Genomic DNA, 22,366 nt, shown 5'->3' on the forward strand with positions numbered 1-22,366 from the left:
TTGAGGTTTTTTCTAGTTTTGAAACACGCGTTAATGTAAGGAGGCATTATACATGGATATTACCTCGTTTTGGCACAAGCATAAAGCCTCTTGGGCCGAACTGGAACAATTAGTGGAGCGTTTTACCCGACAACCTCGGCACATCAGTGCTACCGATATTGATCGCCTGACACAACTATATAAGAAAACATCTGCTCATTTGGCCTATGTGCGCTCCTACCATCCTGCAGACGAGATCACGCTCTACTTAAATCAACTCGTTTTACGTGCACATAATTTAGCTTACAAGCAGCGAATAGGCAGCTGGCAGCAGCTCAAGCATTTCTTTGGCAGCTACCTGATGGGTCTCGTACATAAGCGAATGAGCTTCATTGGTGTGGCAGCGCTTCTCTTCATCATTGGTGGTATTTCTGGCTTTGCTGCCGTTATGGTCGATCCACTCAACCTGTATTATGTATTGCCTCAAGGGATGGCTGAGCAGATCGATCCATCCAGGCTAGGAGAAGGGCACGACTCTCTTGACAGTCCGGTCATCTCCACGATGATTATGACCAACAACATCAAAGTTGCGATGCTGGCCTTTGTCAGTGGAATTACATTCGGAATCGTCCCCATCTACCTTCTCTTATTCAATGGCCTTCTGGTTGGCGCTTTGGCAGCCGTCTACTATCAGGCAGATAGCAGCTATGCGTTTTGGGCCTACATTTTGCCACACGGCGTGATCGAGCTGACTGCCATCTTCATTGCTGGCGGAGCAGGTCTTCACATGGGGTACCGCCTGCTTGTGCCCGGCCGCTACGCTCGAAAACATCAATTTTTGGAGGCGGCAAAAGAATCTGCGCATCTGCTATTGGCTACTATCCCACTCTTGTTCATCGCGGGAATCATCGAGGGCTACATCACTCCATCGAGCCTCTCACTCGAAGCCAAGTACATCGTAGCTGTCGGCACATTGCTTTTGCTAATTGCCTGGTACCTCCTCGGATACAGACCCGATTCTCACAAAGCTTCTCTTGATTTGATGTCCAAATAAGTATTGATAACCGTCAGCGTCAATTGATCGGCCGGAACGTCCAGTACCTGGATACCCGCGCCGATCATTTTTTGTTGAAACGCCCTGCGATCGAGCTGCAACCGCTGAGCTACCGCCTTCGTAAACGCCAAGCTGCTGTTGCTCGTGGCTATATGACTCCATTCATGCAGAAGCGGATCTGCCAAAGACAGCAGCAAGATCAAATGCGAACGGCGCATCCGCCACAAATAATTGCTCAACTGATCTTCGACAAGGTAATTTTCCATATCTGAAAAAAGTACCACCAAGCTCCTTCTCTTCTGCTGGCGATTCAAAAATTCAAGCGCCTTCGCCGGATCAGCCTCTACAAAATCACTCGTCAGGTTGTAGGTTGCCTCCAAAAGGGTGTGCAAGTGGCGCAGCCCTCTGCCTGGAGGTATGTACGTCTTGATCTCATGCGAATAGGCTAGTAACGCTACCTGATCTCCTTGACGCAATGCCACTGCCGCTAACGTGAGAGCAGACTCCAGCGATCGATCCAGTCTCGTCTGGTTATCCAGCTCGACGCCCATCAACCTGCCGCAATCGATCAAAATGGTAATCACTTTGCCATGCTCTGGGCGATATTGGTTCGTCATCAGACGTCGGGAGCGTGCTGAAGCAGACCAGTTAATCATCCGAGGATCATCGTCAGGGACGTAATCGCGGATCGCATGGAATTCCGTACCCGCTTTCGCCCTGCGCATGATTTTTTTCCCGTCGACGATCAAGCTCTCCTGCAACGAAGCCAAATAGCCACGAACGGCTGAAAGGTCAGGGTATACCTTAATCATTTGTTCACACGCAAAGCGGCTTTGGCGATACCACAAGCCGAGCTTGCCATGCCACCGCATGTAAAGCCAGCGGAACACGTACTCTCCGCGTTCTGTTCCTCTTGTTTCAAAACTTAGGTTGGTTAAGGGGCGCTCCATCACACCTGTGATCGGTCCGGCTTCTTCAAATGACAGCGGAAGATCATCTACGATAGAGTACGCAACGGATTGCCCGCTTCTGTTCGCCAGTTCAAGCTCGATCGAAAACGATTGTCCGATATCCGTCTGCTCAGGCAAAATTCGCTGGATCGACAAGTCTCGGCGCTTAGGGATGGTAACCCAATCCAAGATGCTAGCGATCAGGAGTAAACCGTTGTACAAAAAGAATGTCGAATAGCCAATCTCCAGTAGAAATCCGACGATCGCGATGGGTGTGCCTAGCAAAACTGCCACAAGCAGTCTCTTGGATGGCAAGACAAAACGGTTTGCCAAAAAATCAGCGAGGAACTGGAATAGCCGCCAGCGTCTCTTCGATGATGTGGTCACTGGTACCCCCCTCCAATTCTACCTGCGGTGACAGTATGAGTCGGTGCCGCAATGCGGGGCGGGCCACCATCTTCACGTCATCAGGCGTCACAAACTTGCGATTGTCCAAAAGTGCCCAGGCTTTACTCGCCATCAACACGGCGATACCGGCACGAGAGCTGGCACCTAAGAGTAATCGCTTCGTTTCGCGTGTATTGCGAATCAGTGTCGTTATGTACTCCAGAATCGAATCATCCACAACCACTTCTTCTAATTGGCGGCGCTTCTCCAAAATCGCCTCCCATGTAAAGAGCGTCTCTTGATTACGCTCGTGGCTGCGCTTATTGGGAATATGTTTGGCGAGGATTTGCTTTTCATTTTCATGAGAAGGATACGACATTGTTAGCTTGAACAAAAAGCGATCAAGTTGAGCCTCCGGCAACACATACGTCCCTTCGTACTCCACCGGGTTTTGCGTGGCGACGACGAAAAACGGATCTGGCAAAGGATAGGTGACACCATGAATCGTCACTTGCCCTTCCTCCATTGCTTCTAAAAGGGCGGCTTGGGTTTTCGGGGGAGTCCGGTTGATCTCGTCCGCCAGCAATAAGTTAGCGAAAACAGGACCTTTGATTGTCTCAAACTGGTTCTGCTGCATATTGAACACCACATGACCAATAATGTCCGATGGCATCATGTCAGGCGTGAACTGGACGCGCTTGCTCACGCCCCCCATCAATTCCGATAAGGTCCTTACCATTTTCGTCTTTCCGATACCGGGTACACCTTCTAGTAAAACGTGCCCGCCGGCAACCAAAGCTGTTAGCAGTAACCGAACATTTTGGCGCTGACCAACCAGCTCTTTTTCCATTTGTTGCAACAATTGCTCCACAGTAGTTGTCACTCCTTCTCCAGACGCTTCGTAATCTCATCCAACAAAAGACTGTCTGCAAGCAAGCTCTTTGGCGAGTATCGCCCTTCGTTTTTTGCCTGTTCCAGTCGTTCTAGCAGATCAGCGAATTTCTCTACCTCTTGATTTGTCCATCTTGTTTTGGCATATCGCATGATTTCCACACGATCAGCTCGTTGGTGCACTCCCCACCGATCGTACAACAGCTGTCGCATGTACGCTTCTCGATGGCGCAACGCATCCTGTGCCAGCCCTCTTCGCTCATACCAGCTAGACACGGCGAGCAACGTCTCATCACCACGGCGCACCGTCCATTCCCTAAGCGTATAGACCGGTCCGAAACGTTTTCCTCTCCACCACACATACAGCAAAAGCAGGATACCGAGTTGAATGCAGGCAGCTATAAGCCAGCCTGGGTAGATCGCCAGAAAACCTGGTTTTTCCTGCAAGCCGTGATGGTATTCGTCTACCCAAAGGACGGACCAGTCTCCTTGTACATACGGCCAGATCGCTTCAAAGTGGGACAGTCGATCAATTTTTTGATTGGTTAGCCATTCCGGTACGAGAAAAAACGTGACACTGCCATCTCCTACTTCTGTTCTTCCTCCGAGTATCCCCTGATCGTCGTAGAGTAGTGGCTCCATGTCCTCATCTTCTAAAAATCGAAATGAGGTCTCTGCTTTGCCCATGAACCTGCCCTGGACGAGAGGTCCCTGAATGTTTCGCTCCTGATTTTCTTTTTCCCGGATGTACTCCGTATAAAAGGGAAGATCTTCCCACTCTGGTCTCGACTGAAAGAGAATCAGTTCATTGCCTTCACTGACCCAATCCAGAATGTCTATCTGTTCCTCTGGCATCAGTTTTTCTGGTTCTACTACGAGCATGGCCTGCCCAGTTGCTGTTGGTAAAAAACGCATAGGCTGCCGCCATTCCTTTACCTGCTTGCCTTTTTCCTCCAGGAGTACGAGCACAGCCTTGAGTCCGCTCGGCTGTGCAGATGAAGCCAAATACGGTGGGAGAGGCTCAGCTGTAGGCTTGACGATCAACCAGCCCACGATGACGAGCAACAAGGTAGCCACAACTATTCCGACACGATAGGTGCGCAAACTATCCATGCTGTCCCTCCTCGCGCCAGATGCCTTCCAGTTCGTTTACACGTTGCCAAAACGACCCTTCATCAACAAGTGCTTGCCCGTACCAAACAGCGTCGAATTCTCGTGCGAAGCTGCCGAACACATCGCGTAAGCTCGGTTGATTTGCCTCAATTTCTTCTGCGTATTCCCAATTCGTTTTCCATTTCTCCACACGAACCCATGACTTCATTTGCATATAAACCAACAACGCCAAAAACAACGAGCGTTCTCCTTCCCGCCATTCTCCTCGCGCTGCTTTTTCTTTCGCGTCACGCAAATAGTCTGCATGAGAACGTATTTTTTCACCGTCCATAAACAGCGGTCGATGCTTCTTCTGCACCCAAATCATTCTGCGGAACAACCAGTAAATGATGCCGACCAGTCCCAGTACTGCCATAATGAGCACGAGTGTAGATACGGTATTAGCAGCACCAGTTGGAATATGAGTCCACTGAAAAAGATCGGCGAGCAACTCGATCACAAACTCCATCGCTCTTTGAATCCAGTTCTCGCCACTGCCTTGGGGCAAATTGAACTCGTCTCTGGCTAAAATCTCTTGTAAATGCTCCTTGTCATCTACCCAAGGACTCGTGCTAATCATGAGTAACTCCCGGCTCTTGTGCAGGGGTAGGCGTTGCTGGTTCTACTGGTGCAGATGTGGCAAGCTGACGGCTTACTAGCTCTTGTAAATCTGTCCCTTCTTTTCTCACGCGCAGATCAAAGTAAGCCAACGCGTAAACAATGGCCATCCAAGGGGTCAAGAGGCAGGTAAGTGCAACCAGAATAATTTGCGCGAGGATAGATGTACCTAAGACGCCAGTGAGTACTAATTGTATGCCGCTAGAGAACATCGAGTAGATCACACTAAGAACAACAAAAAGACCGAATAAACGCCAAAAGTTTCCTTTTGTCATATTCCAGCTCTGACCGATTCCGACACCATCGCGTTCGAACAGAACGAGCGGCATATAAAAACCCCAACGAATTAAGAAATAGCCTGGTACGAGCATCATCCCAGCAATTAAGAATAAATAGCCAAATAAAACTAAAACGACCATAAGCACAATGCTGCCTTCATCTGACGGATCAAACATGGTTTCTAATGTCATCCCACCGGCGAAGGCGATCATGACGAAAATCAATCCATATGCGATGACAAATGCTGTCGACGCTGCAAACGCGATTATTCCATATAGGAAAGTACTACCCGCGAGCGGCCAAAATCGACGAAGTGCCCCCTTCAAAGCATCTTTTAAGCTCAAGGTCTCTCCCTCGAGAGCAGCCTTCGTCAGTAAAATCGAACCTGAAATCATTTGCGGATAGGCGATGATCATAAGGATCGGTGCGACAAGGAATACGAATAGGAGCAACATGGGAAGGCTTTGTGTCATAAACTCTTCTTGTCCGGCAAATCTTGCGCCTAACGATTCTGCAAAATCCATACCTTCTGTATCTTGTGCGAGCAAAGGCACTCTGGTCAGATCAACCAAAAGCAGTTGCTGCAGGAGTAACAATGGACCGAACCAAATTAAAGCCAACAAAAAGAATGCTCCAAAATGCTGGCGATACACAGAAAAGCTCTTGTCCAACAGCTTCCCCACTCCCATGGGGGCAATCGGCGTACGATTCATGAGAAACCTCCATCTTTCTTTTTGAGATTACCTGATAAGTATACACGATTTTCCTATTTTTTTAAAAAAATCATCTAATTTTGCTAATGTTTTCCTGCCTGATTTTGTCAAATCAGGTGTTAGTCCAATGCGGTCGCCACCCTGCTGAATATGATATTGCATGCATAGTAAGGAGGGTGTTGCCTTTGAAAGCATTGAGAAAGAAGAAACTAAAAGCAAAGCAAGCCCGCTGCTGCCCCTGCAAGAAGCGATCTACCAAACGCAAATCCAATAGTCTGCTCAGGCAACTACGCCGTTTTGCCCGTATCCACGTTCGCGCACCTCAAGTGAATGTGACCACCCCCATTCCACAAGTAGAAGCACCTGTTGTACATGTAGACGCTCCTGTTGTACAAGTAGAGCCACCTGTTGTACAAGTAGAGGCACCTGTTGTACAAGTAGAAGCACCTGTTGTACAAGTAGAAGCACCTGTTGTACAAGTAGAAGCACCTGTTGTACAAGTAGAAGCACCGAAGCCAATCGTCATCCCTGCACCATTAGTGAAGGTAGATGTCGAAACAGAAGAATCGGCTGATCAAGTATGTATAGAAGGGCTTCGTCAAGAACTCAGCAAATGTATGAGAAACGATCAGCTTGTGGAGATCTTACTCACGACGGATTGGGGACCTGAGAGTCGTTCTTACCGAGTCGGCAAGCTTCTTAGAGTGGACGAAGGAATCATTGAATTACAGACCTTACCCTCCTCACGTACAAAGGGAGCCTCTATTCTTATTCCTATCACCCACATCGTCGCGATTATTCCAAATGCAGAACCTAATTGAACAAGCTGATATTCTAAGGAGCTTCAGGATTACCTGAAGATGCGGGGAGTCTGTGCGTAGTAGATTCCCCGCATCTTCCCCCATTTCGTACAATAGGCATGTGGGACGAGCCCTTTTGTTCAGACAGGCCTGTCCACTCTAGCAGAACTTTGCACGTCTCTTTCGTCCCGAAGGTATGAATAAACGCCCACTTCTCCGATCTCTCAGGGAAGTGGGCTGATAACATTCACTTTTTGGTTTTACCTACCCCTGTTGTTCCATACGTCCAACACATCTCTTGCGACTCGATCCCATGTAAATCTTTGTTCGGCAAGCTGGCGTCCGCTTCTCCCCATTTGACGTTGGAGATCGCGGCTGGACAATAGTTGTTTCAGCTGTACAGCAAACGCTTGAGGGTCCTCCGGCTGCTCGACCAACAGTCCATTGCCTCCGATGATCACCTCAGCATTTCCACCTCGCTTTGTTGTTACAAATGGCAGACCAGCAGCCATCGCTTCATAATGAACACGTGCCAGTGGTTCCTCCCATTGCGAAGGACAGACAAAAACGTCTCCCGCCCAGAACCAGTGGTGAATCTGATCTGCCGGAACAAATCCCGTAGTAATTACCGGAACAGGCGAACGATTCGCCAATGATCGTACATATGCTGCATAGTCACTGATTTTATTTTCACCGTACCAGGACCCTCCTACTAAGACGAGAGCGATGTTGGAATGGTAGGAGCGGAGTTCATTCATCGCACGAACCAGAATGTCGGCCCCTTTTTTCGGCGTCAATCGTCCTACAAACAAAATCACTTGTTTGTTGCCAAGATTGTGCGTCGACCGCAGTTCCTGACGAATCTTTTTCGCCGTATTGGATCCTTCGACCGGAACAAACGTTTCCAAGTTCACACCTGAATAAATCGTACGAAGCTTGTTTGCGGCTTCGGGATATAGCGAGGCAATGACCCGGCCAACATAATCGCTGATGGTGATGATGCGTTCTGTTTCAGCAACGGCTCTAGCAGCTTCTGCCTGCCCTATTTTTACCGGATCAAACATATCATTGTGCATACTTAAAATGATACGTGCGTTCGGGCATACTTCACGAATGATGGGAACCATCCGCGGTCGGTTAAAAACATGGATAACATCATAGTTGTTCGCACTCAGGAAAGCGGCTACTTCGCGTGCATAAATCTCGAACACCCCTTGACCATCTACCCGCACATAACGTGCATTGCGAACTTTTTCATCCTTCGGTAGTGTGGGATCCGACGTTCCCAGGATAGTCAGCTCGTGATGCCTCCCTAGAATATCTGCAATCCCTGCAATATAAGTCTGAATCGCTCCCCCTCGTATAGGAGGGACTGGCAATTTCTCTGTACAGACCATAATAACTTTCATCCGTATTCTCCTTTCCCGTTCCGACTTCTTACATTAGTTGCCTCTCGTCTTCTTTGATTTATGACGCTGTTTCTTCATCTGTTTGTTGATGAATTTACGGCTTGATTTCGCCGCCTTGGCAACTTTCTTGCTCTTGTTGGAAGTGACGGTCCGGGACTGCTGTTTAGATGTCCACACAGTTCCTTTTTTGCTTTTCCCTGCTTGACTTGCGGGTTTTGCTTGTGGTGGTTTGGCTTTTACATTGATAGAGACCTTTACTCTTCTTTGAGCCTTGCTTGACTTATGGCTGCTTTTTGAGACAGCTGAGCTCATCCCCCGTTTTTTGTTTCGACGAACGAGGTTTCGTGCTTCGCTTGTAGCGAGTGGCGCTGATGGCGTAAAAGGAACATTTCCCGAAAATGAGATTCGAGTTCTGCGAGTAGTGCTTTGTTCTGCCTCTGCCCCTTCTTGCTGGCTTTCTTCCGGTATAACTGGCGTTTTGTCGCTTGCAGGCTGCTTGACTTTGGACTCTTTGTCTTTGGATACCTTCACCTTAGACTCTTTTACCTTAGACACCTTGCTCTTGGACTCTTCGTCTTTCAGCACCTCTACCAAAGACTCTGTCGGTGGAGTGGATACCGCAACAGGTATGAAGTCCTTGATACCTGACGCCAGCCTTTGCGGTTCAACTACTTCCGTTATTTGGTCATAGTTGCCCGGTTCGTATTTGCTGATATCTTTTGCAAGTTCTGCCAATGCCGCATCTTTCGTTTTATCCCCCGTCAACACTCGCTGCAAAATGCCTTCCGCTTCCGTCGACAGAAAGATTGCGGGATCATAAAACATCTCTTTGAGGTGCTTATAAAATTCGTTTGGCACTGCCATGTCATTCAAGAGCACTTCAAACGATTCGCGATCCAGTGGATTCGCCTTATGATAGGCTTCGATCATGCCGCGCATCCAGGTAACATCCCAGACGCCCATATCATCCATCGTACTGGTGATGAGCTTGCGCAAATCCCGAAATGGCAAATCGTACGACACGCCATCCAGGTCGATGACCCAAAGCCCTCCCGGACCATTTTGACCATTTGACCAGCCGTAATCTTGGTGCACCAATCCCCAGTGCGCCTCTCCCATTTTGATCATTTTCGGATAGGAAGAGGTTTTTAGTTTCTCTAAGGCTGCCCATGCTTGCTGTTCATAGTGATCAACGACGGCCAAAATGGATTTACTTGTTGGGGTTTCACTGTAGGCTTTTGCTACTTCCCGCATCCACCCGATTTTTTTGGCAATCTTTTGATAATGATTGGGCCAACGATATAAACGGGAAGAGTTTTTGGCTCCTGCGGGCGGAATATAGCCTTTCGAATGACGATGGAATTCACCAAGACCGTAGCAAAGTTCTTGCGCGCCTACCAAATCTACTTTTGTTGCCGGTTGCAAAGCAATCCAATCGGTAACAATCCAGAGTTTCCCGCCTTTTTCCACAAATAGACTGCCATTTCGGGCAGGAATCAATGCTGGTACCCTTGCCCCCTGTTTGACGACGTATTCTTGGAAAGCCACACTATAGAGACTGCGTTCAGGCGTACGGTGCAGTACCTTTAGGCTGCGCGGACCTTTATCTGTTTCGATGCGCCAAATAGCCCCGCCTTTGTCTGGCTTGGAAGTAATGAGCGTACGACTCTTCACCGACATGTCGTACTCTTTGATCACTTGTTCTGCGATCGCATCTACTTCCGGTGGCACTGTCATATCCCAGTTAGCCGGCGTTTCCACATTCCCTTCTCGGGTATCCCATGGCTTAATCACATATTGTTCCATTCCATTCCCCCCACACTACTGTGGTGATGCCTTCGTCCTTCTCCATAAGCTATTCGCTATGTTCTTATCTCGAACCGGACAAATATCATTGGGAGTCTGCCAATTCGTTATTCGCACAGGGATAAAGTCTCGCAAAAACAGCTTGACCCCTCGCATGGTAGCGACAGTCAAGCTGTTCATGTTAAATCATCAGCAATTCGCGTATTTCTTGCTCGGTTAAAGAAGAGATAGCCTCGTGCCCCGGTGTAATGATTTCCTCGATCAAGTTTTTCTTTTTTTGTTGCAGCTCGTACATCTTCTCTTCGACCGTCCCCTCTGCAACAAGCCTGATCACTTGAACGACGTTCTTTTGTCCGATACGATGGGCACGATCAGCTGCCTGTTGTTCCACAGCGGGATTCCACCACAGATCATACAAGATTACGGTATCTGCACCCGTCACATTCAATCCTGTTCCCCCAGCTTTCAATGACATAAGAAACAAATCCCGCTCGCCCTCGTTAAATCGGTTGCACAAATCTAGTCTCTCTGCCACTGGTGTCTGTCCGTCCAGATAGAAAAACGGGACACCGTGATACCCCAGCTCGCGTCCGATTATCCCTAGCATCTCCGTAAATTGAGAAAAGAGCAAAACGCGCTTCCCAGCGTTTTTGCATTCACCGATGATCTCGAATAGCTGTTCGAGCTTGGCTGACCCTCCATCATACTCTTTGACGAACAGCGCTGGATGACAACATATCTGACGCAGTCTCGTCAAGCCTGCGAGAATTTTGATCCGATTTTTTTGAAAGCCTTTATTGTACAGATGCTTCACTGTTTCCTGTTGGAGCTGCGCCAAATAGGCGACATACAGCTTTTTCTGTTCTGGCAACAGCCTTGCGCTTTGCAGTGTTTCAATTTTGGCCGGCAATTCCTTCAGTACCTCAGTCTTAAGCCTGCGCAGTAAAAATGGACGCGTCCGCTTCGCAATTGTATCTCGCGGCAAGTCGAGGAATTCCTTTCTTGCCGGAAAAAGCTCAGGGAAAACAGCATCGTAGATAGACCACAGCTCCTCTATCCTGTTTTCCACAGGGGTTCCTGTGAGAGCAAAGCGATGCTTAGCTTTCAATCGTTTTACTGTCTGCGCTGTTTGGGTCACATAGTTTTTGAAGGTTTGCGCTTCATCCAAGATCAAGGTGTGGAAGGAATACTCCTCGAACTGGGCATGATCACGACGCAAGAGCGGATACGAAGTAATGAGCACATCGATTTCTGACAGCTCGTTTACGATTTGATTCCGCTCTTCCTTCGTTCCATCCACAATAACGCTACGGATATTTGGCGCAAACTTTTTAATTTCATTGTGCCAATTGTATAAAAGAGAGGCAGGAGCCACGATAATCGCCGGGAGCTTTTGTTCTCGGATTTCGGGTAGGACAGAGAGAAGAAAGGTAATACTTTGCAAGGTCTTCCCCAGTCCCATATCGTCTGCGAGAATTCCCCCAAAGCCGTAGTGTGCCAATGTTCTCATCCATTGATAGCCAAACTTCTGATAATCTCGAAGTGTCGCCTGCAAAGATTCGGGTACTGGAAAGTCCAGATTATCAGGGTTACGCATATTCTCCAAAAACTGGCGCAACGATTTGCCTAGCTGAACAGACTGTCCCTGCATGGGTATATCAAGCAAGCGCAGTCCCCGAAAAGCAGGCAGTTGAAAGCCACTCCCCATTTGCTCAGCGTATTGCATGCCCATCTCGTCTAGGAAACGATTGATTTGCTCAAATTCCTTTGTCTCAAGTGGCAGAAGCGCTCCATTCGACAGCCGATGATATCTGCGCTTTTCTTCTACCGATTGGATAACACTTCGGATCTCGGACTCGGGTATCCCATCCATATCAAAGCGAAAATCCAGCCAATTTGTTCGCTCATCGACATCCACTTTTACTTTTGGTGGTAGGTGGAGAGGCTGAATCCTGATTTTTACGGAAGTTGTTGCGTATACCTTTAACAGTTTTTCCAGCTTAGGAACGACGTGGTAAAGGAAGTCGTACTCAGCTTCCTCGTCATCTAGAAAATACCCGCCTTCCGTGCGGGTAAAGGCACTTTCCTCCATCAGCCCCAAAATCTTCCGCTCCTTCTCCCCATCACGCATCAAAATCAGCTCACTACCACGTTGCCCTCCTCCTTCATTCCCTTCCAGCGGATTGATGACGATATCGCCATATTGAAACTCAAGTCCCGCCAGCAGCCGGTCTCTTACCCTGTCCAAATACAGCTTGGCTTTTAACTGGAATTGCACGACTCGTTCCGAGACGGCCTTTGCAATTTGTACGTTCCCCAGTTTCATCAAGGCCGGGACAACCTGCACCATGAATGGCTCGATTTTTTCCGCGGGAATGTGAATTCGCTCACTGCTATGAGATTCTAACAGGTGCTTCAGCTCAGCCAAACTGTGGCATTGTTCCTTTGGTAGTCTGTGCCATATGCCATCTACGAGCAGCAATCCGTAAGCTTCCAAGACAGTAATTTGCTTGAATCCTTGGACTTCCAGCTGATATTGATCGGTTTTGGTCTGGTCGAATTCGAAGTGGAGTGGCGGCGGCTCATCTATACATGCAAACGTTGGATACATTTGGTCATGATGCTGAATGTGAACAGTCGGTGCGGTAAGTAGCAAAGCAAATAATCGCTCCCAGGTAAAGGGTGGGACAAGAAGAACCCGTTCCCCACCCACATGCTTCTGTTCCTGATAATGGTAGCTTGCTGTCTCTCGATATATTTTTTCCGTGCGGTAAATTTGCAGGAGTTCACGGAGAATGGCTTCATGCTCTGGCAAAAAGCGATGCAAATTCGGATCATAGGCAAATTGGCTAGAGAAACGATACACTTGCTGCTTATCCACCTGGTCTAAAAACGCGCGAATGTCCTTTACGATGTATAACCTCTTTGGCCCTAGCTTCAGCTCTATTCCGATCATGCTCTTGCGAAAGCCGTACGGTATGATTTTACATATGATTTCCAAGGCAAGCGTTGTTCGTGAATCCAGCAACACGCGATTATGGCTTGTCCGAATCGGCCGGTCCACGAACAAGCCGAACAGTCCCTCTGTTAGCTGGGAATCAGGCTCGGTTGTCCTGCCTGCTTGTCTCGTTGTAAAGGAAGTGGAATAACTGCCAGGATGCTCGTCTACTTGCAGATCACGCATGGTTAACAACGAAGCTGCGATATGTTGGCAGTAGTGATCATACGACGCTAAAGTAGGACAACTGCACACTGCTGCCATACCAGACTCATCCAGTTCAATCGTGACCTGATAATTATTTTTTCCTGCGTTCACTGTGGTTTTGATCCAGGCAGGCTCCTGTTGAAAATGCTCCACAAGCACGTTCCCAGAACGGTAAAACGTCTTTCCTCTTTCATAGGAAAGGCGACCACACCATTCTTTTATCGTTTGATGACTCACTTGAAAGCTCATTTTCTGCTCCATCCTCATCATGAAATATGTTTAATATTACAGAATGCAACAGAAAAAAGATACGCATGTACGCGTATCTTTTTTCAACAAATACAAACGATTAGTCGTCGTCATCTTCTTCTTCGTCATCTTCTTCTTCGTCATCGGATTCCTCGTCTTCAGATTCCTCGTCTTCGGATTCCTCGTCTTCGGATTCTTCATCTTCGGATTCTTCATCTTCGGATTCTTCATCTTCGGATTCTTCATCTTCGGATTCTTCATCTTCGGATTCTTCGTCTTCGTCTTCATCTTCTTCATCATTACTGCCGAAGTACAATTTTTTCGTGGTACCATCTTCGTATTCGATTTTTACTTCCAATTCTTCTGCACCTTCACCGATGGCATCACGTAATTGCTCCAACCATTCTTCCATGTTAACCACACCTCCTGGCTATAGATGATTATTTGGTAGCATTTGCCAACAGTTTTCTGTCGACTTTGATACTATATGACGAGTTCCTTTTTCTTGTATGGACAGTTGTCTCCCTACCCAGAGAAGATTTTTACACAACTTGGAATACCGCTTCACTTGCCCTTCTACCTAGCCGCTGTTGCAGATGTACGTTTACATATTTGGAAGTAGACTGGACAAACTTTTGATGGAATCGCCTTAAATACATCATGACTTCGGTACAGAAGGGAGAGCTCCTTATTGAAAAGACGATGGATCAAAAGCTTGTTGATCGGGATTAGCTTGTTGCTTACAAGTGCCTTGCCAGTTGACTCGATTATGGCCTCACCAGATCACCCGTACCATTTTGGATTTAAAAAGAGCAAGAATGGTCAGTTACCCTCTATTAACGAGGAAGGCTTTAAAGGCATTGTGGATCGTCACGGTGCGGTTTTTTTAGGGGATACCACGAAAAAAGAGCTTTACTTGACGTTTGATAACGGTTATGAAAACGGCTTTACACCCAAGATTTTAGATACACTTGTCGCGAAAAAAGTCCCTGCCATTTTCTTTGTGACAGGGCACTTTGTGAAGGAACAGCCCGAGTTGTTAAAGCGAATGGCGCAAGAGGGACATCTGATCGGCAACCATTCCTGGAGCCATCCCGATATGACAACCGTATCGAATCAGAAAATCAAAGACGAACTGACGAAAGTAAGCGATGCAGTCCAGCATGTGACCGGACAAGCTAACATGCGTTACTTGCGACCTCCTAGAGGAATTTTCAGCGATCGCACACTTGCTGTAACCAAAGATATGGGCTATACCAATGTTTTTTGGTCGATCGCCTATAAAGATTGGGATACCAAAGTCCAGCGGGGGGCAAAATATGCCTATGATAGCGTGATGGCTCAATTGCATCCTGGCGCTGTCATTCTGCTCCATTCTGTCTCCAAAGACAATGCAGAGGCACTCGGGATGATGATCGATGAAGCACGCAAGCAAGGCTATGAATTCAAGAGCTTGGAGCAGCTTCCGAAAAAGTAGTGCAAGCCCTTCCTTTTGCAAGCAAAAACTCCCGCTGCTTCGCATGTGCAAAGCGCGGGAGTTTTTTGGTTTAGTCGCGATCCAGCAAGGATGCTCCAGCAATACCTGGATGAGTCATTTCAAATGGATCGAGAATCAGATCCAGCTCCTCTTCTGTCAGTACATTGTGTTGCAAGCACAGCTCACGTACAGACTTTCCTGTCAAAATGGCTTCGCGGGCAATGCGTGCAGCAGTCTCATATCCGAGATGAGGATTCACCGCAGTGATGACGCCTACGCTTTTTTCGACGTATTCTTTCATGCGCTCGCGATTTGCTTCGATTCCTTCCAAGCAGTGACGCGTAAAGACATCGAATGCATTGTCCATAATGCTGATCGATTGCAGCAAGTTGAAGACAAGCACAGGCTCCATAACGTTCAGTTCTAGCTGACCTGCCTCGGAAGCCAAACAAATCGTATGGTCATTTCCGATGACCTGAAACGCTACTTGGTTGATGAGTTCTGCCATGACAGGATTGACTTTTCCTGGCATAATCGAAGAGCCTGGCTGACGTGCTGGCAAGGAGATTTCTCCCAGTCCAGCTCGAGGTCCTGATGCCATCAAACGCAAGTCATTTGCGATTTTAGACATATTCATCATACAAACTTTCAGTGCTGCTGATACTTCTGTGTACGCATCTGTGTTTTGTGTCGCATCCACGAGATGCTCCGCACCTGTCAGCGGGAAGCCTGTGATATCGGCAAGATGCTTGACTACTGTTGTAATGTAACGAGGGTCAGCATTTAAACCCGTTCCTACCGCAGTCGCTCCCATATTCACTTCGTACAAATGCTGACGAGATTGCTTGATACGCTTGATGTCGCGCTCAAGCACTCGACGGTATGCTTCGAATTCTTGGCCCAAGCGAATCGGAACCGCATCCTGCAAATGCGTTCTGCCCATTTTAATGACATCATCGAATTCTTTTGCTTTTTGGCCAAATGCATCATGCATCTTATCCATCGTCACGAGCAGCTTTTCCAACAGAGTAAGTGTTGAAATATGAATCGCTGTCGGGAAAGCATCATTGGTAGACTGAGACATGTTGACATGTGTATTTGGGCTGAGGTGGAAATAATCTCCTTTTTTCTCACCTAGCATCTCAAGACCGCGGTTCGCGATCACTTCGTTGGCATTCATATTGATCGAAGTACCTGCTCCACCCTGGATCGGATCGACGATAAATTGATCATGCCATTTTCCTTGCATGATTTCTTCCGCCGCAGCGACAATTGCATTTCCTAGCCGCGGATTCAATCTGGAAACTTCCATATTTGCCATCGCAGCTGCTTTTTTTACCATTGCCATTGCATTGATGAGGGAAAAATGAAGACGATACCCGGTGATTGGGAAGTTTTCCGTTGCTCGCATCGTTTGCACGCCATAATAAGCATCTACTGGAATTTGCTTCTCGCCAAGAAAGTCTTTTTCCACTCGAAACGTCTGTTGTTCCATTCTTATCAGACCAGCCTTCTAGGAATAATGGTTGCTACTTCCTCTCCATTCTATCACAGTTTGATGCAGGAAGACTCATCCACCTGAAACACTATTATTTGTTTTTACGTCTTACTATTTGTAGGTACCAATTCATACCAGACAGAATCGAGGGATACCATGAAAAAACTGCTTTTGCTGCTGTTGACGATTGGCTTGCTGCAAGGATGCACGAGTAGCACAGATAGCCCTTCCACTCCAACAGAACAACAGAAGCCACCCGTTGCAGCCGAACCCGAGACACCTGCTTCTGAGCCACCCGCAACCACGCAACCACCTACAACGCCTGAGAAGCCACCAACGGAACAACCAACTCAACAAGAGACTGTCTATGCCAATGACATTTTCCGCAATGTCACTGTGAAGAAAACCGCCCAAGACACGTTTGAAATCAAAGGACAGGCGAGCGTGTTCGAAGCAGTACTCAATTATGTTGTAGAAGATGGGCATAACGAGCTGACGCAAGGTTCCGTGCAGGCTACGACCGCTGCTCCTGATTGGGGAGATTTTACCCATACACTGAAAGTGAAAAAAGCGGAGCCGAACAGCACACTGACACTGATCTTGTTTGAAACAAGTATGAAAGACGGCAGCCGAAGAATGGAACTCATCATTCCGCTCCCGGAATAAGGCCTGCAAAAAAACCAGGCCCTCTCTATTGAAAAGAGAGGGCCTGATTGAAAGGGTCTATTATTAGATAGCAGTAGACAGTCAGCTGCCGTATGCCTTGCTGTTACTTTTACTCGCTTTTTTCTTCCTTGAAGCATTCCATGCAGAGCGCACCATTGTTCTCGATTTCATACTCGGTCAAGCGAACCTGGCAAGACTTGCATTGTTTTTCCGTGAGCACTAAGTTCAAGACTATAACTCCTCTCAATGATGTAACGTAGTCTATTTATATTATAACCAAAGATTTATATCATACAAATAGCTATCTGTTAAAATTTCGTGAATTTTCAAATATAAAAAATAATAAACAAAGAGGAGATCATTATGACCTCACCCTATTTTTCACTTTTTCTGACAGGGGAGCCGTTTCGGCTGTTTTCTACTTCTCACGTTATCACCTTGATTCTAGTACTCTGTCTGGTCGTGTTCACCTATTTATTTCGGCAAAAACTCCAAGTCCCGACAAATCGACTCGCCACACGTTACGTACTTGCGGGTGTCTTGCTCTTGTCAGAGGTTTGTTATCAGCTTTGGCATGTTTATACCGAGAGCTGGACGGCTGCTTACACATTGCCCTTGCAGCTGTGTAGCGTGACCCTCCTCCTTTCTGCCATGATGCTGATGACGAGAAGTTACGGGCTGTATGAGATTACGTTTTTTGCAGGAATTGGCGGAGCCATGCAGGCACTGCTTACCCCCGAGTTGTTTTATCCATTTCCGCATTTTCGCTTTGTGCATTTTTTTGTAGCCCACGCGGGAATCGTCCTTGCTTGCCTATACATGACGTGGATAGAAGGCTACCGTCCGACTGTCCGTTCGATTGGGAAAACGATGGGCTTTTTAAACCTGCTTTTGCTCGTCGCACTTTTCGTCAACCATTGGACCGGCGGAAATTACTTATTTGTCTCGCGCAAACCGGACAATCCCAGTCTGATCGACTTTTTGGGCCCGTATCCGTGGTACATCGTATCGTTGGAAGGAGTAGCTCTCGTGTTGTTTTTCTTGTTGTACCTGCCCTTTATCCGAAAGCAGCCGTTGGCGAAGGAAGTCAGGAGCGATTTGTCTGTCTGAATTACGCCTGCTGCTCGTTTACCCATTCGGTAACAAATTGCAAGAAGCGTTTGGCAGCCGGTGACTGCTTGGAAAAAGAGGTTGCTGCCACCCCGAGCGAACGGTAATGCTCCCCTTCAAGCGGGATCATCCGGATATTTGCAGGCAAGCGGAACAAAATCATTTCCGGAAGGATACTGATCCCGAGCCCATTTTGCACCATGGCAATAATCGCATGATCATCTCCTACTTCATATTTGATTAGCGGCTCGATCTGATACTGGGCCAGCAAGCGCTGTATATCATTGTCACAGCCCGTCTTCGGCATGATAAATGTCTCTTCGGCCAATCGGCTCACATGCACCCGCTCCTCTTTGTAGAGCGGGTGTTCCTCTGTCACCAGCAAATACATCTGATCCTTTTTCAAAGGAATACATTCCAAATCCTCTGTTGTCGGCAAGGAGACGAAGCCGAAATCAATCTCTCCGGTTTGAATCCAGCTCTCAATTCCATCGTAATACCCTTCCATCAGCTTAATCTCGATCGCCGGATATTGATCTTGAAACCGTTTGAGAATACCGGGAAGCCATTGCGTGGATACACTCGTAAACGTTCCAATTCTCACCGTCCCGACCTCCAACCCATTGATGGCAAACACCTCTTGTTTCATCCGCTCATGACAGCGCAAGGTCTCGCGCATGTAGGGAAGCAGTCGCTCCCCATTACTCGTGAGGCTAATACCTGACCGTCCTCTGGTCAAAAGTGAAAACCCAAATTCCCGCTCCAGACTCGCAATCGCATGACTGATCGCTGATTGTGTCAGACCTAGTATTTCTCCAGCTTTGGTTAAGCTCCCCGACTCAATAACGGTGATCACTACCTCAAACTTGTTCAAACTCACCCTTCTTCGTCCCCTTTACATGAATCTGATTCATGAAAATCATCACAAACATTCATTTTTCTTATTTAAACGATACTCGTATACTGTTTATGGCGCAACACTGATTAGGACCCGCTTTTTCCCGGGCAAGGAGGCTTATCCCAACATGAAACCGCAAGTGAAAGCCGATTTGGCTATGATTTTGGTCACCCTGTTTTGGGGAACCTCGTATGTGTTTATGCAAATGGGATTGAAGGATTTGGAGACTTTCAATCTGATCGGTGTCCGCTTTGGCATTGCTTTTATACTCGCAGCTGCCTTGTTCCACAAACGCTTGCGTAGCACGAATCGAAAAACATTGCTCCATGCATTCGTACTCGGTGCGCTCCTTTTCGGGGTTTTTGCCACCATCACGAACGGAGTGAAATCAACGACAGCTTCCCAGGCAGGCTTTCTCGTTAGCTTGACCGTTATCTTTGTTCCGCTCTTATCTATTCTTTTGAGAAACCGTCCCGAAAAAAGAGTCTTTGTCGGCGCTGGACTGGCCATGATCGGCATCGGCCTGCTCACACTAAGCGCTGAATTTCGCATCAGCCAAGGAGATCTTCTGTGCATCGCTGGTGCTCTCTTTTACGCTACACATATTACCGTAACAGGCCGATGGGCCAATCAATCGGATACGATCCAGTTAGGGATTTATCAGCTTGGTTTTACGGCACTGTTGGGCATTGTTTTTTCTTTTGCGTTGGAGACTCCCACATTGCCGCAGACGACAGAGGCTTGGATCGCCGTGCTCGCCCTTAGCGTATTGTGCAGTGCAATTGGCTTTGTCGTTCAAACGGTGGCCCAAAAATATACGACCGCCACGCACACGGGTGTTATTTTTTCCTTGGAGCCAGTCTTCGCTGCCCTGTTTGCCTTCTTGGTTACAGGCGAAACATTGTCTGTTCGCGGGTACATAGGCGCAGGTCTCGTATTGATCAGTGTGCTGATTGCGGAAATCGATGTGAAGAGCTTGCTGCGCGGAAAGCAGCTGACAAAAAACCCGACTCACTCATCCTGAGCCGGGTTTTGCGTATGGGTTATGCAAGAGAGCAATCTGAAAGAAATCCACGCCTGATTTATTTGCTATGATGGAAAAAATGAGGGATGGACATGAACCAAAACTACGAATCAAATAAAATCGCAACGCAAGTAGGCGAATGCGCGATTGTGATCACCCGTGTATTTGATGCTCCACGCGATCTTGTGTTTGATGCTTGGACGAAAGAGGAGAACCTGTCGAAATGGTGGGGGCCTCGAGGTTTTACGACGACTTCTCAGAAGTTTGATCTAAAACCGGGCGGTACATGGCAGTTTATCATGCACGGTCCTGATGGCGTTGATTTTCCCAATACCAACGTCTTTGTCGAGGTCGTTAAACTCGAGCGAATCGTCTTCAAACATACTGTGTTTCCTCATTTTCTAGCGACCGCCATCTTTGAGGATCTGGATGGCAAGTATGTCTGAAAAGTAGATCGTTCAATAAAACAGCGGCAATCCAGGACTTTACTTTCTTGTCCAGGGCAGCCGCTGCTCTGATTTTCGGGTTATGTTTTCAAGACGTGTAGCAAACTGTTCCGCCAATGATGGTCATCATGACCTTTGTCGAAAGCAGCTCGTCTGGATCGATGGCAAACAGGTCTTTGGAATAGACGGTCATATCCGCGTATTTTCCACGAGACAGCGTACCTTTGACATGATCTTCGTTCGTCACCTGTGCACTGCCCAATGTAAACAGATGAATCGCTTCCTCCATCGTCAGTTTTTCTTGCGGGAAGTACCCATCGTGTGTTTCCCCTGGTGCTTTGCGCGTGACCGCTGCGTGTATCCCCAACAGAGGATCGATTGGCTCTACCGGTGTATCCGAGCCCGCAGCGCAAATGATTCCGTAATCCATCATCGTTTTCCAGATGTACGAGTGTTGAATCCGCTCCTGCCCAACGCGATCCATCACCCAAGGGAAGTCTCCTGCAAGAAAACGCGGTTGGATATCTGCGATCCGATGCGGATGCTTCAAGCGGTCCAGCAGGTCCGGCCGCAAGATTTGTGTGTGTATGAGGCGGTCTCGATAGGCGACTGCCGGGAACTGATCCAAGCTGTCCAGCACCATTTCCAGTGCTTTGTCGCCAATGGTGTGTACGGCAATAGGCATCCCCAGTTCACGTGCTTGGCGAACCAGCTCTGTCAGCTCGTCTTGCTCATGCACAGGATAACCGCTGGTACTCGGATCATCAGCGTACGGAGCTGACAGGTAAGCCGTCCTGCGTCCTAATGCCCCATCTGCAAAAATTTTCACCGCACCGATTTGCACATGAGCGTTTCCATAGCCTGCCGTCATGTTTAAGTCGCGCAGCTCATGCATATGCGGATAGAAGACCAGCAGGTTGCTGCGCAGCGCAAGCTCTTCGCCATTGATGAGCTCATCATAGAGCCGATACGTTTGCGCAAGTCCGCCCAATTCACGCAAATCCTCCGTATGTGCCCCTGTCAATCCATGCGCCATTGCATAGCGAATCGAGCTGCGCAGGCTTTGCTTCAACTGATCGTAGTCAGGTCTTGGAATATGCTTCGTAATCAGGTTGGAGGCAGTTTCTAATAGCATACCCGTTGGCTTTCCGCTCACAGGATCATGTACAATGACTCCCCCCGCAGGCACCTCCATGTCACGATGATAGCCACATTGCTCCAATGCCTTGCTGTTGACCAGATTCGCATGTCCACATATTCGTGCCAGAAGAATCGGGCAATGCGGTGCAGCTTGATCAAGCTCTTCAATGGTAGGAATGCCGCCCCCATCCGCGAACAAATTCTCATCCCAGCCGTAGCCTTGTATCCACGTATTTTCAGGTGTGGCTTGCGCTTTTTCTTTTAAGAGAAACAGCATCTCGTCCTTAGAGCGAGCTTTGCTCAAATCCAGCTGCAAAAAGGTGAGACCGAGCCATCCCAAGTGCAGGTGGCTGTCAATCAATCCCGGGGTAGCGGTACATCCTTGCAAATCAACGACCGTTGCATCACTGCCTCCGTATTGAAGAAGCATGTCCGCATCGCTGCCCAAGTCATGGACAATTCCATCCCGAACGACCAGTGCTTGTACGAACAAATGCTTGGAATCTCCTGTGTAAATGCGTCCATTTCTGAAAATGGTTGTCGCCATCTCGTGACCTCTTTTCTGTTCGCTTCTGTATTTTCGTATGCCTATCCTCTCTTAATTTGTTTGCTGCT

At 47.9% G+C, this 22,366-nt stretch carries 18 protein-coding genes and 1 pseudogene; 7 read left to right on the top strand and 12 right to left on the bottom strand.

What is annotated here, in order from left to right; genetic code table 11:
• The first annotated feature begins 52 nt into the window (after positions 1-52).
• Positions 53-1,033 (top strand): stage II sporulation protein M, encoded by a 981-nt coding sequence (locus C7R92_RS06260; RefSeq protein WP_017249415.1) that lies wholly within the window; start codon positions 53-55, stop codon positions 1,031-1,033.
• Here C7R92_RS06260 and C7R92_RS06265 read toward each other — a convergent pair.
• From C7R92_RS06265 to C7R92_RS06285, 5 genes are read right to left on the bottom strand one after another with little or no spacing between them, the layout of a single operon-like run.
• A complete protein-coding gene (locus C7R92_RS06265; RefSeq protein WP_106833578.1) occupies positions 1,000-2,370 on the bottom strand; it encodes a DUF58 domain-containing protein in 1,371 nt (456 codons plus the stop codon). The genes C7R92_RS06260 and C7R92_RS06265 overlap by 34 nt on opposite strands.
• Entirely contained in the window at positions 2,321-3,241 is a 921-nt protein-coding gene (locus C7R92_RS06270; RefSeq protein WP_106833579.1) for an AAA family ATPase, read from the bottom strand. Before C7R92_RS06270 ends, C7R92_RS06265 begins: the two co-directional genes overlap by 50 nt.
• Positions 3,242-3,249: 8 nt before the next feature.
• Positions 3,250-4,374, bottom strand: a complete 1,125-nt coding sequence (locus tag C7R92_RS06275; protein ID WP_106833580.1) for a DUF4350 domain-containing protein — start codon at positions 4,372-4,374, stop codon at positions 3,250-3,252.
• On the bottom strand, positions 4,367-4,993 hold the full coding sequence (locus tag C7R92_RS06280) for a DUF4129 domain-containing protein (RefSeq protein ID WP_106833581.1): 627 nt from the start codon (positions 4,991-4,993) through the stop codon (positions 4,367-4,369). The genes C7R92_RS06275 and C7R92_RS06280 overlap by 8 nt, the downstream gene beginning before the upstream one ends.
• Entirely contained in the window at positions 4,986-6,023 is a 1,038-nt protein-coding gene (locus C7R92_RS06285) for a DUF7847 domain-containing protein (protein WP_106833582.1), read from the bottom strand. Before C7R92_RS06285 ends, C7R92_RS06280 begins: the two co-directional genes overlap by 8 nt.
• Positions 6,024-6,199: 176 nt before the next feature.
• Between C7R92_RS06285 and C7R92_RS06290 the strand changes: the two genes are divergently transcribed.
• A complete protein-coding gene (locus tag C7R92_RS06290; RefSeq protein ID WP_244195660.1) occupies positions 6,200-6,844 on the top strand; it encodes a hypothetical protein in 645 nt (214 codons plus the stop codon).
• Positions 6,845-7,083: 239 nt separating this feature from the next.
• Here the strand turns inward: C7R92_RS06290 and C7R92_RS06295 are convergent, their stop codons facing one another.
• The 4 genes from C7R92_RS06295 to C7R92_RS32555 form a co-directional block, all read right to left on the bottom strand.
• On the bottom strand, positions 7,084-8,232 hold the full coding sequence (locus C7R92_RS06295) for a glycosyltransferase family 4 protein (RefSeq protein WP_106833584.1): 1,149 nt from the start codon (positions 8,230-8,232) through the stop codon (positions 7,084-7,086).
• Between the two features lie 33 nt (positions 8,233-8,265).
• Complete coding sequence (locus C7R92_RS06300; RefSeq protein WP_106833585.1) at positions 8,266-10,038, bottom strand: CotS family spore coat protein; 1,773 nt, start codon at positions 10,036-10,038, stop codon at positions 8,266-8,268.
• Positions 10,039-10,219: 181 nt separating this feature from the next.
• Entirely contained in the window at positions 10,220-13,492 is a 3,273-nt protein-coding gene (locus C7R92_RS06305) for a DEAD/DEAH box helicase (RefSeq protein WP_106833586.1), read from the bottom strand.
• A 100-nt stretch (positions 13,493-13,592) separates the two neighbouring features.
• Complete coding sequence (locus tag C7R92_RS32555) at positions 13,593-13,904, bottom strand: DNA primase (protein ID WP_208636184.1); 312 nt, start codon at positions 13,902-13,904, stop codon at positions 13,593-13,595.
• 279 nt (positions 13,905-14,183) lie between these two features.
• Between C7R92_RS32555 and pdaA the strand changes: the two genes are divergently transcribed.
• Positions 14,184-14,969, top strand: a complete 786-nt coding sequence (pdaA, locus tag C7R92_RS06315) for a delta-lactam-biosynthetic de-N-acetylase (RefSeq protein ID WP_106833587.1) — start codon at positions 14,184-14,186, stop codon at positions 14,967-14,969.
• Between the two features lie 70 nt (positions 14,970-15,039).
• Here the strand turns inward: pdaA and aspA are convergent, their stop codons facing one another.
• Complete coding sequence (gene aspA, locus C7R92_RS06320) at positions 15,040-16,464, bottom strand: aspartate ammonia-lyase (protein ID WP_017249427.1); 1,425 nt, start codon at positions 16,462-16,464, stop codon at positions 15,040-15,042.
• 159 nt (positions 16,465-16,623) lie between these two features.
• Here aspA and C7R92_RS06325 point away from each other — a divergent pair, with 159 nt between their 5' ends.
• The gene (locus tag C7R92_RS06325; protein WP_106833588.1) at positions 16,624-17,133 is read left to right on the top strand and encodes a Gmad2 immunoglobulin-like domain-containing protein; all 510 of its coding nucleotides are present in this window, start codon (positions 16,624-16,626) and stop codon (positions 17,131-17,133) included.
• Between the two features lie 363 nt (positions 17,134-17,496).
• Positions 17,497-18,243 carry a YwaF family protein gene (locus C7R92_RS06330; RefSeq protein WP_106833589.1) on the top strand — a complete coding sequence of 249 codons (747 nt, stop codon included), beginning with the start codon at positions 17,497-17,499 and terminating at the stop codon, positions 18,241-18,243.
• A gap of 1 nt (position 18,244) precedes the next feature.
• Here the strand turns inward: C7R92_RS06330 and C7R92_RS06335 are convergent, their stop codons facing one another.
• Entirely contained in the window at positions 18,245-19,123 is an 879-nt protein-coding gene (locus C7R92_RS06335) for a LysR family transcriptional regulator (protein WP_106833590.1), read from the bottom strand.
• A gap of 145 nt (positions 19,124-19,268) precedes the next feature.
• Between C7R92_RS06335 and C7R92_RS06340 the strand changes: the two genes are divergently transcribed.
• Positions 19,269-20,165: a DMT family transporter gene (locus tag C7R92_RS06340; protein WP_017249432.1), complete on the top strand. Its 897-nt coding sequence runs from the start codon at positions 19,269-19,271 to the stop codon at positions 20,163-20,165.
• A gap of 92 nt (positions 20,166-20,257) precedes the next feature.
• A pseudogene (locus tag C7R92_RS06345) lies at positions 20,258-20,602 on the top strand (SRPBCC domain-containing protein); the annotation flags it as partial.
• A gap of 97 nt (positions 20,603-20,699) precedes the next feature.
• Here C7R92_RS06345 and C7R92_RS06350 read toward each other — a convergent pair.
• Positions 20,700-22,298 carry an amidohydrolase gene (locus C7R92_RS06350; RefSeq protein ID WP_106833591.1) on the bottom strand — a complete coding sequence of 533 codons (1,599 nt, stop codon included), beginning with the start codon at positions 22,296-22,298 and terminating at the stop codon, positions 20,700-20,702.
• Positions 22,299-22,366: the final 68 nt, after the last annotated feature.

Source organism: Brevibacillus porteri, from assembly GCF_003013475.1.
In the GTDB taxonomy this organism is placed as follows: domain Bacteria; phylum Bacillota; class Bacilli; order Brevibacillales; family Brevibacillaceae; genus Brevibacillus; species Brevibacillus porteri.

Bases quoted from the DNA above. Each gene is read 5' to 3' on its own strand.
- C7R92_RS06260 (WP_017249415.1), top strand. From the start codon at position 53: ATGGATATTACCTCGTTTTGGCACAAGCATAAAGCCTCTTGGGCCGAA.
- C7R92_RS06275 (WP_106833580.1), bottom strand. From the start codon at position 4,374: ATGGATAGTTTGCGCACCTATCGTGTCGGAATAGTTGTGGCTACCTTG.
- C7R92_RS06280 (WP_106833581.1), bottom strand. From the start codon at position 4,993: ATGATTAGCACGAGTCCTTGGGTAGATGACAAGGAGCATTTACAAGAG.
- C7R92_RS06285 (WP_106833582.1), bottom strand. From the start codon at position 6,023: ATGAATCGTACGCCGATTGCCCCCATGGGAGTGGGGAAGCTGTTGGAC.
- C7R92_RS06295 (WP_106833584.1), bottom strand. From the start codon at position 8,232: ATGAAAGTTATTATGGTCTGTACAGAGAAATTGCCAGTCCCTCCTATA.
- C7R92_RS06300 (WP_106833585.1), bottom strand. From the start codon at position 10,038: ATGGAACAATATGTGATTAAGCCATGGGATACCCGAGAAGGGAATGTG.
- C7R92_RS06305 (WP_106833586.1), bottom strand. From the start codon at position 13,492: ATGAGCTTTCAAGTGAGTCATCAAACGATAAAAGAATGGTGTGGTCGC.
- C7R92_RS32555 (WP_208636184.1), bottom strand. From the start codon at position 13,904: ATGGAAGAATGGTTGGAGCAATTACGTGATGCCATCGGTGAAGGTGCA.
- aspA (WP_017249427.1), bottom strand. From the start codon at position 16,464: ATGGAACAACAGACGTTTCGAGTGGAAAAAGACTTTCTTGGCGAGAAG.
- C7R92_RS06325 (WP_106833588.1), top strand. From the start codon at position 16,624: ATGAAAAAACTGCTTTTGCTGCTGTTGACGATTGGCTTGCTGCAAGGA.
- C7R92_RS06330 (WP_106833589.1), top strand. From the start codon at position 17,497: ATGACCTCACCCTATTTTTCACTTTTTCTGACAGGGGAGCCGTTTCGG.
- C7R92_RS06340 (WP_017249432.1), top strand. From the start codon at position 19,269: ATGAAACCGCAAGTGAAAGCCGATTTGGCTATGATTTTGGTCACCCTG.
- C7R92_RS06350 (WP_106833591.1), bottom strand. From the start codon at position 22,298: ATGGCGACAACCATTTTCAGAAATGGACGCATTTACACAGGAGATTCC.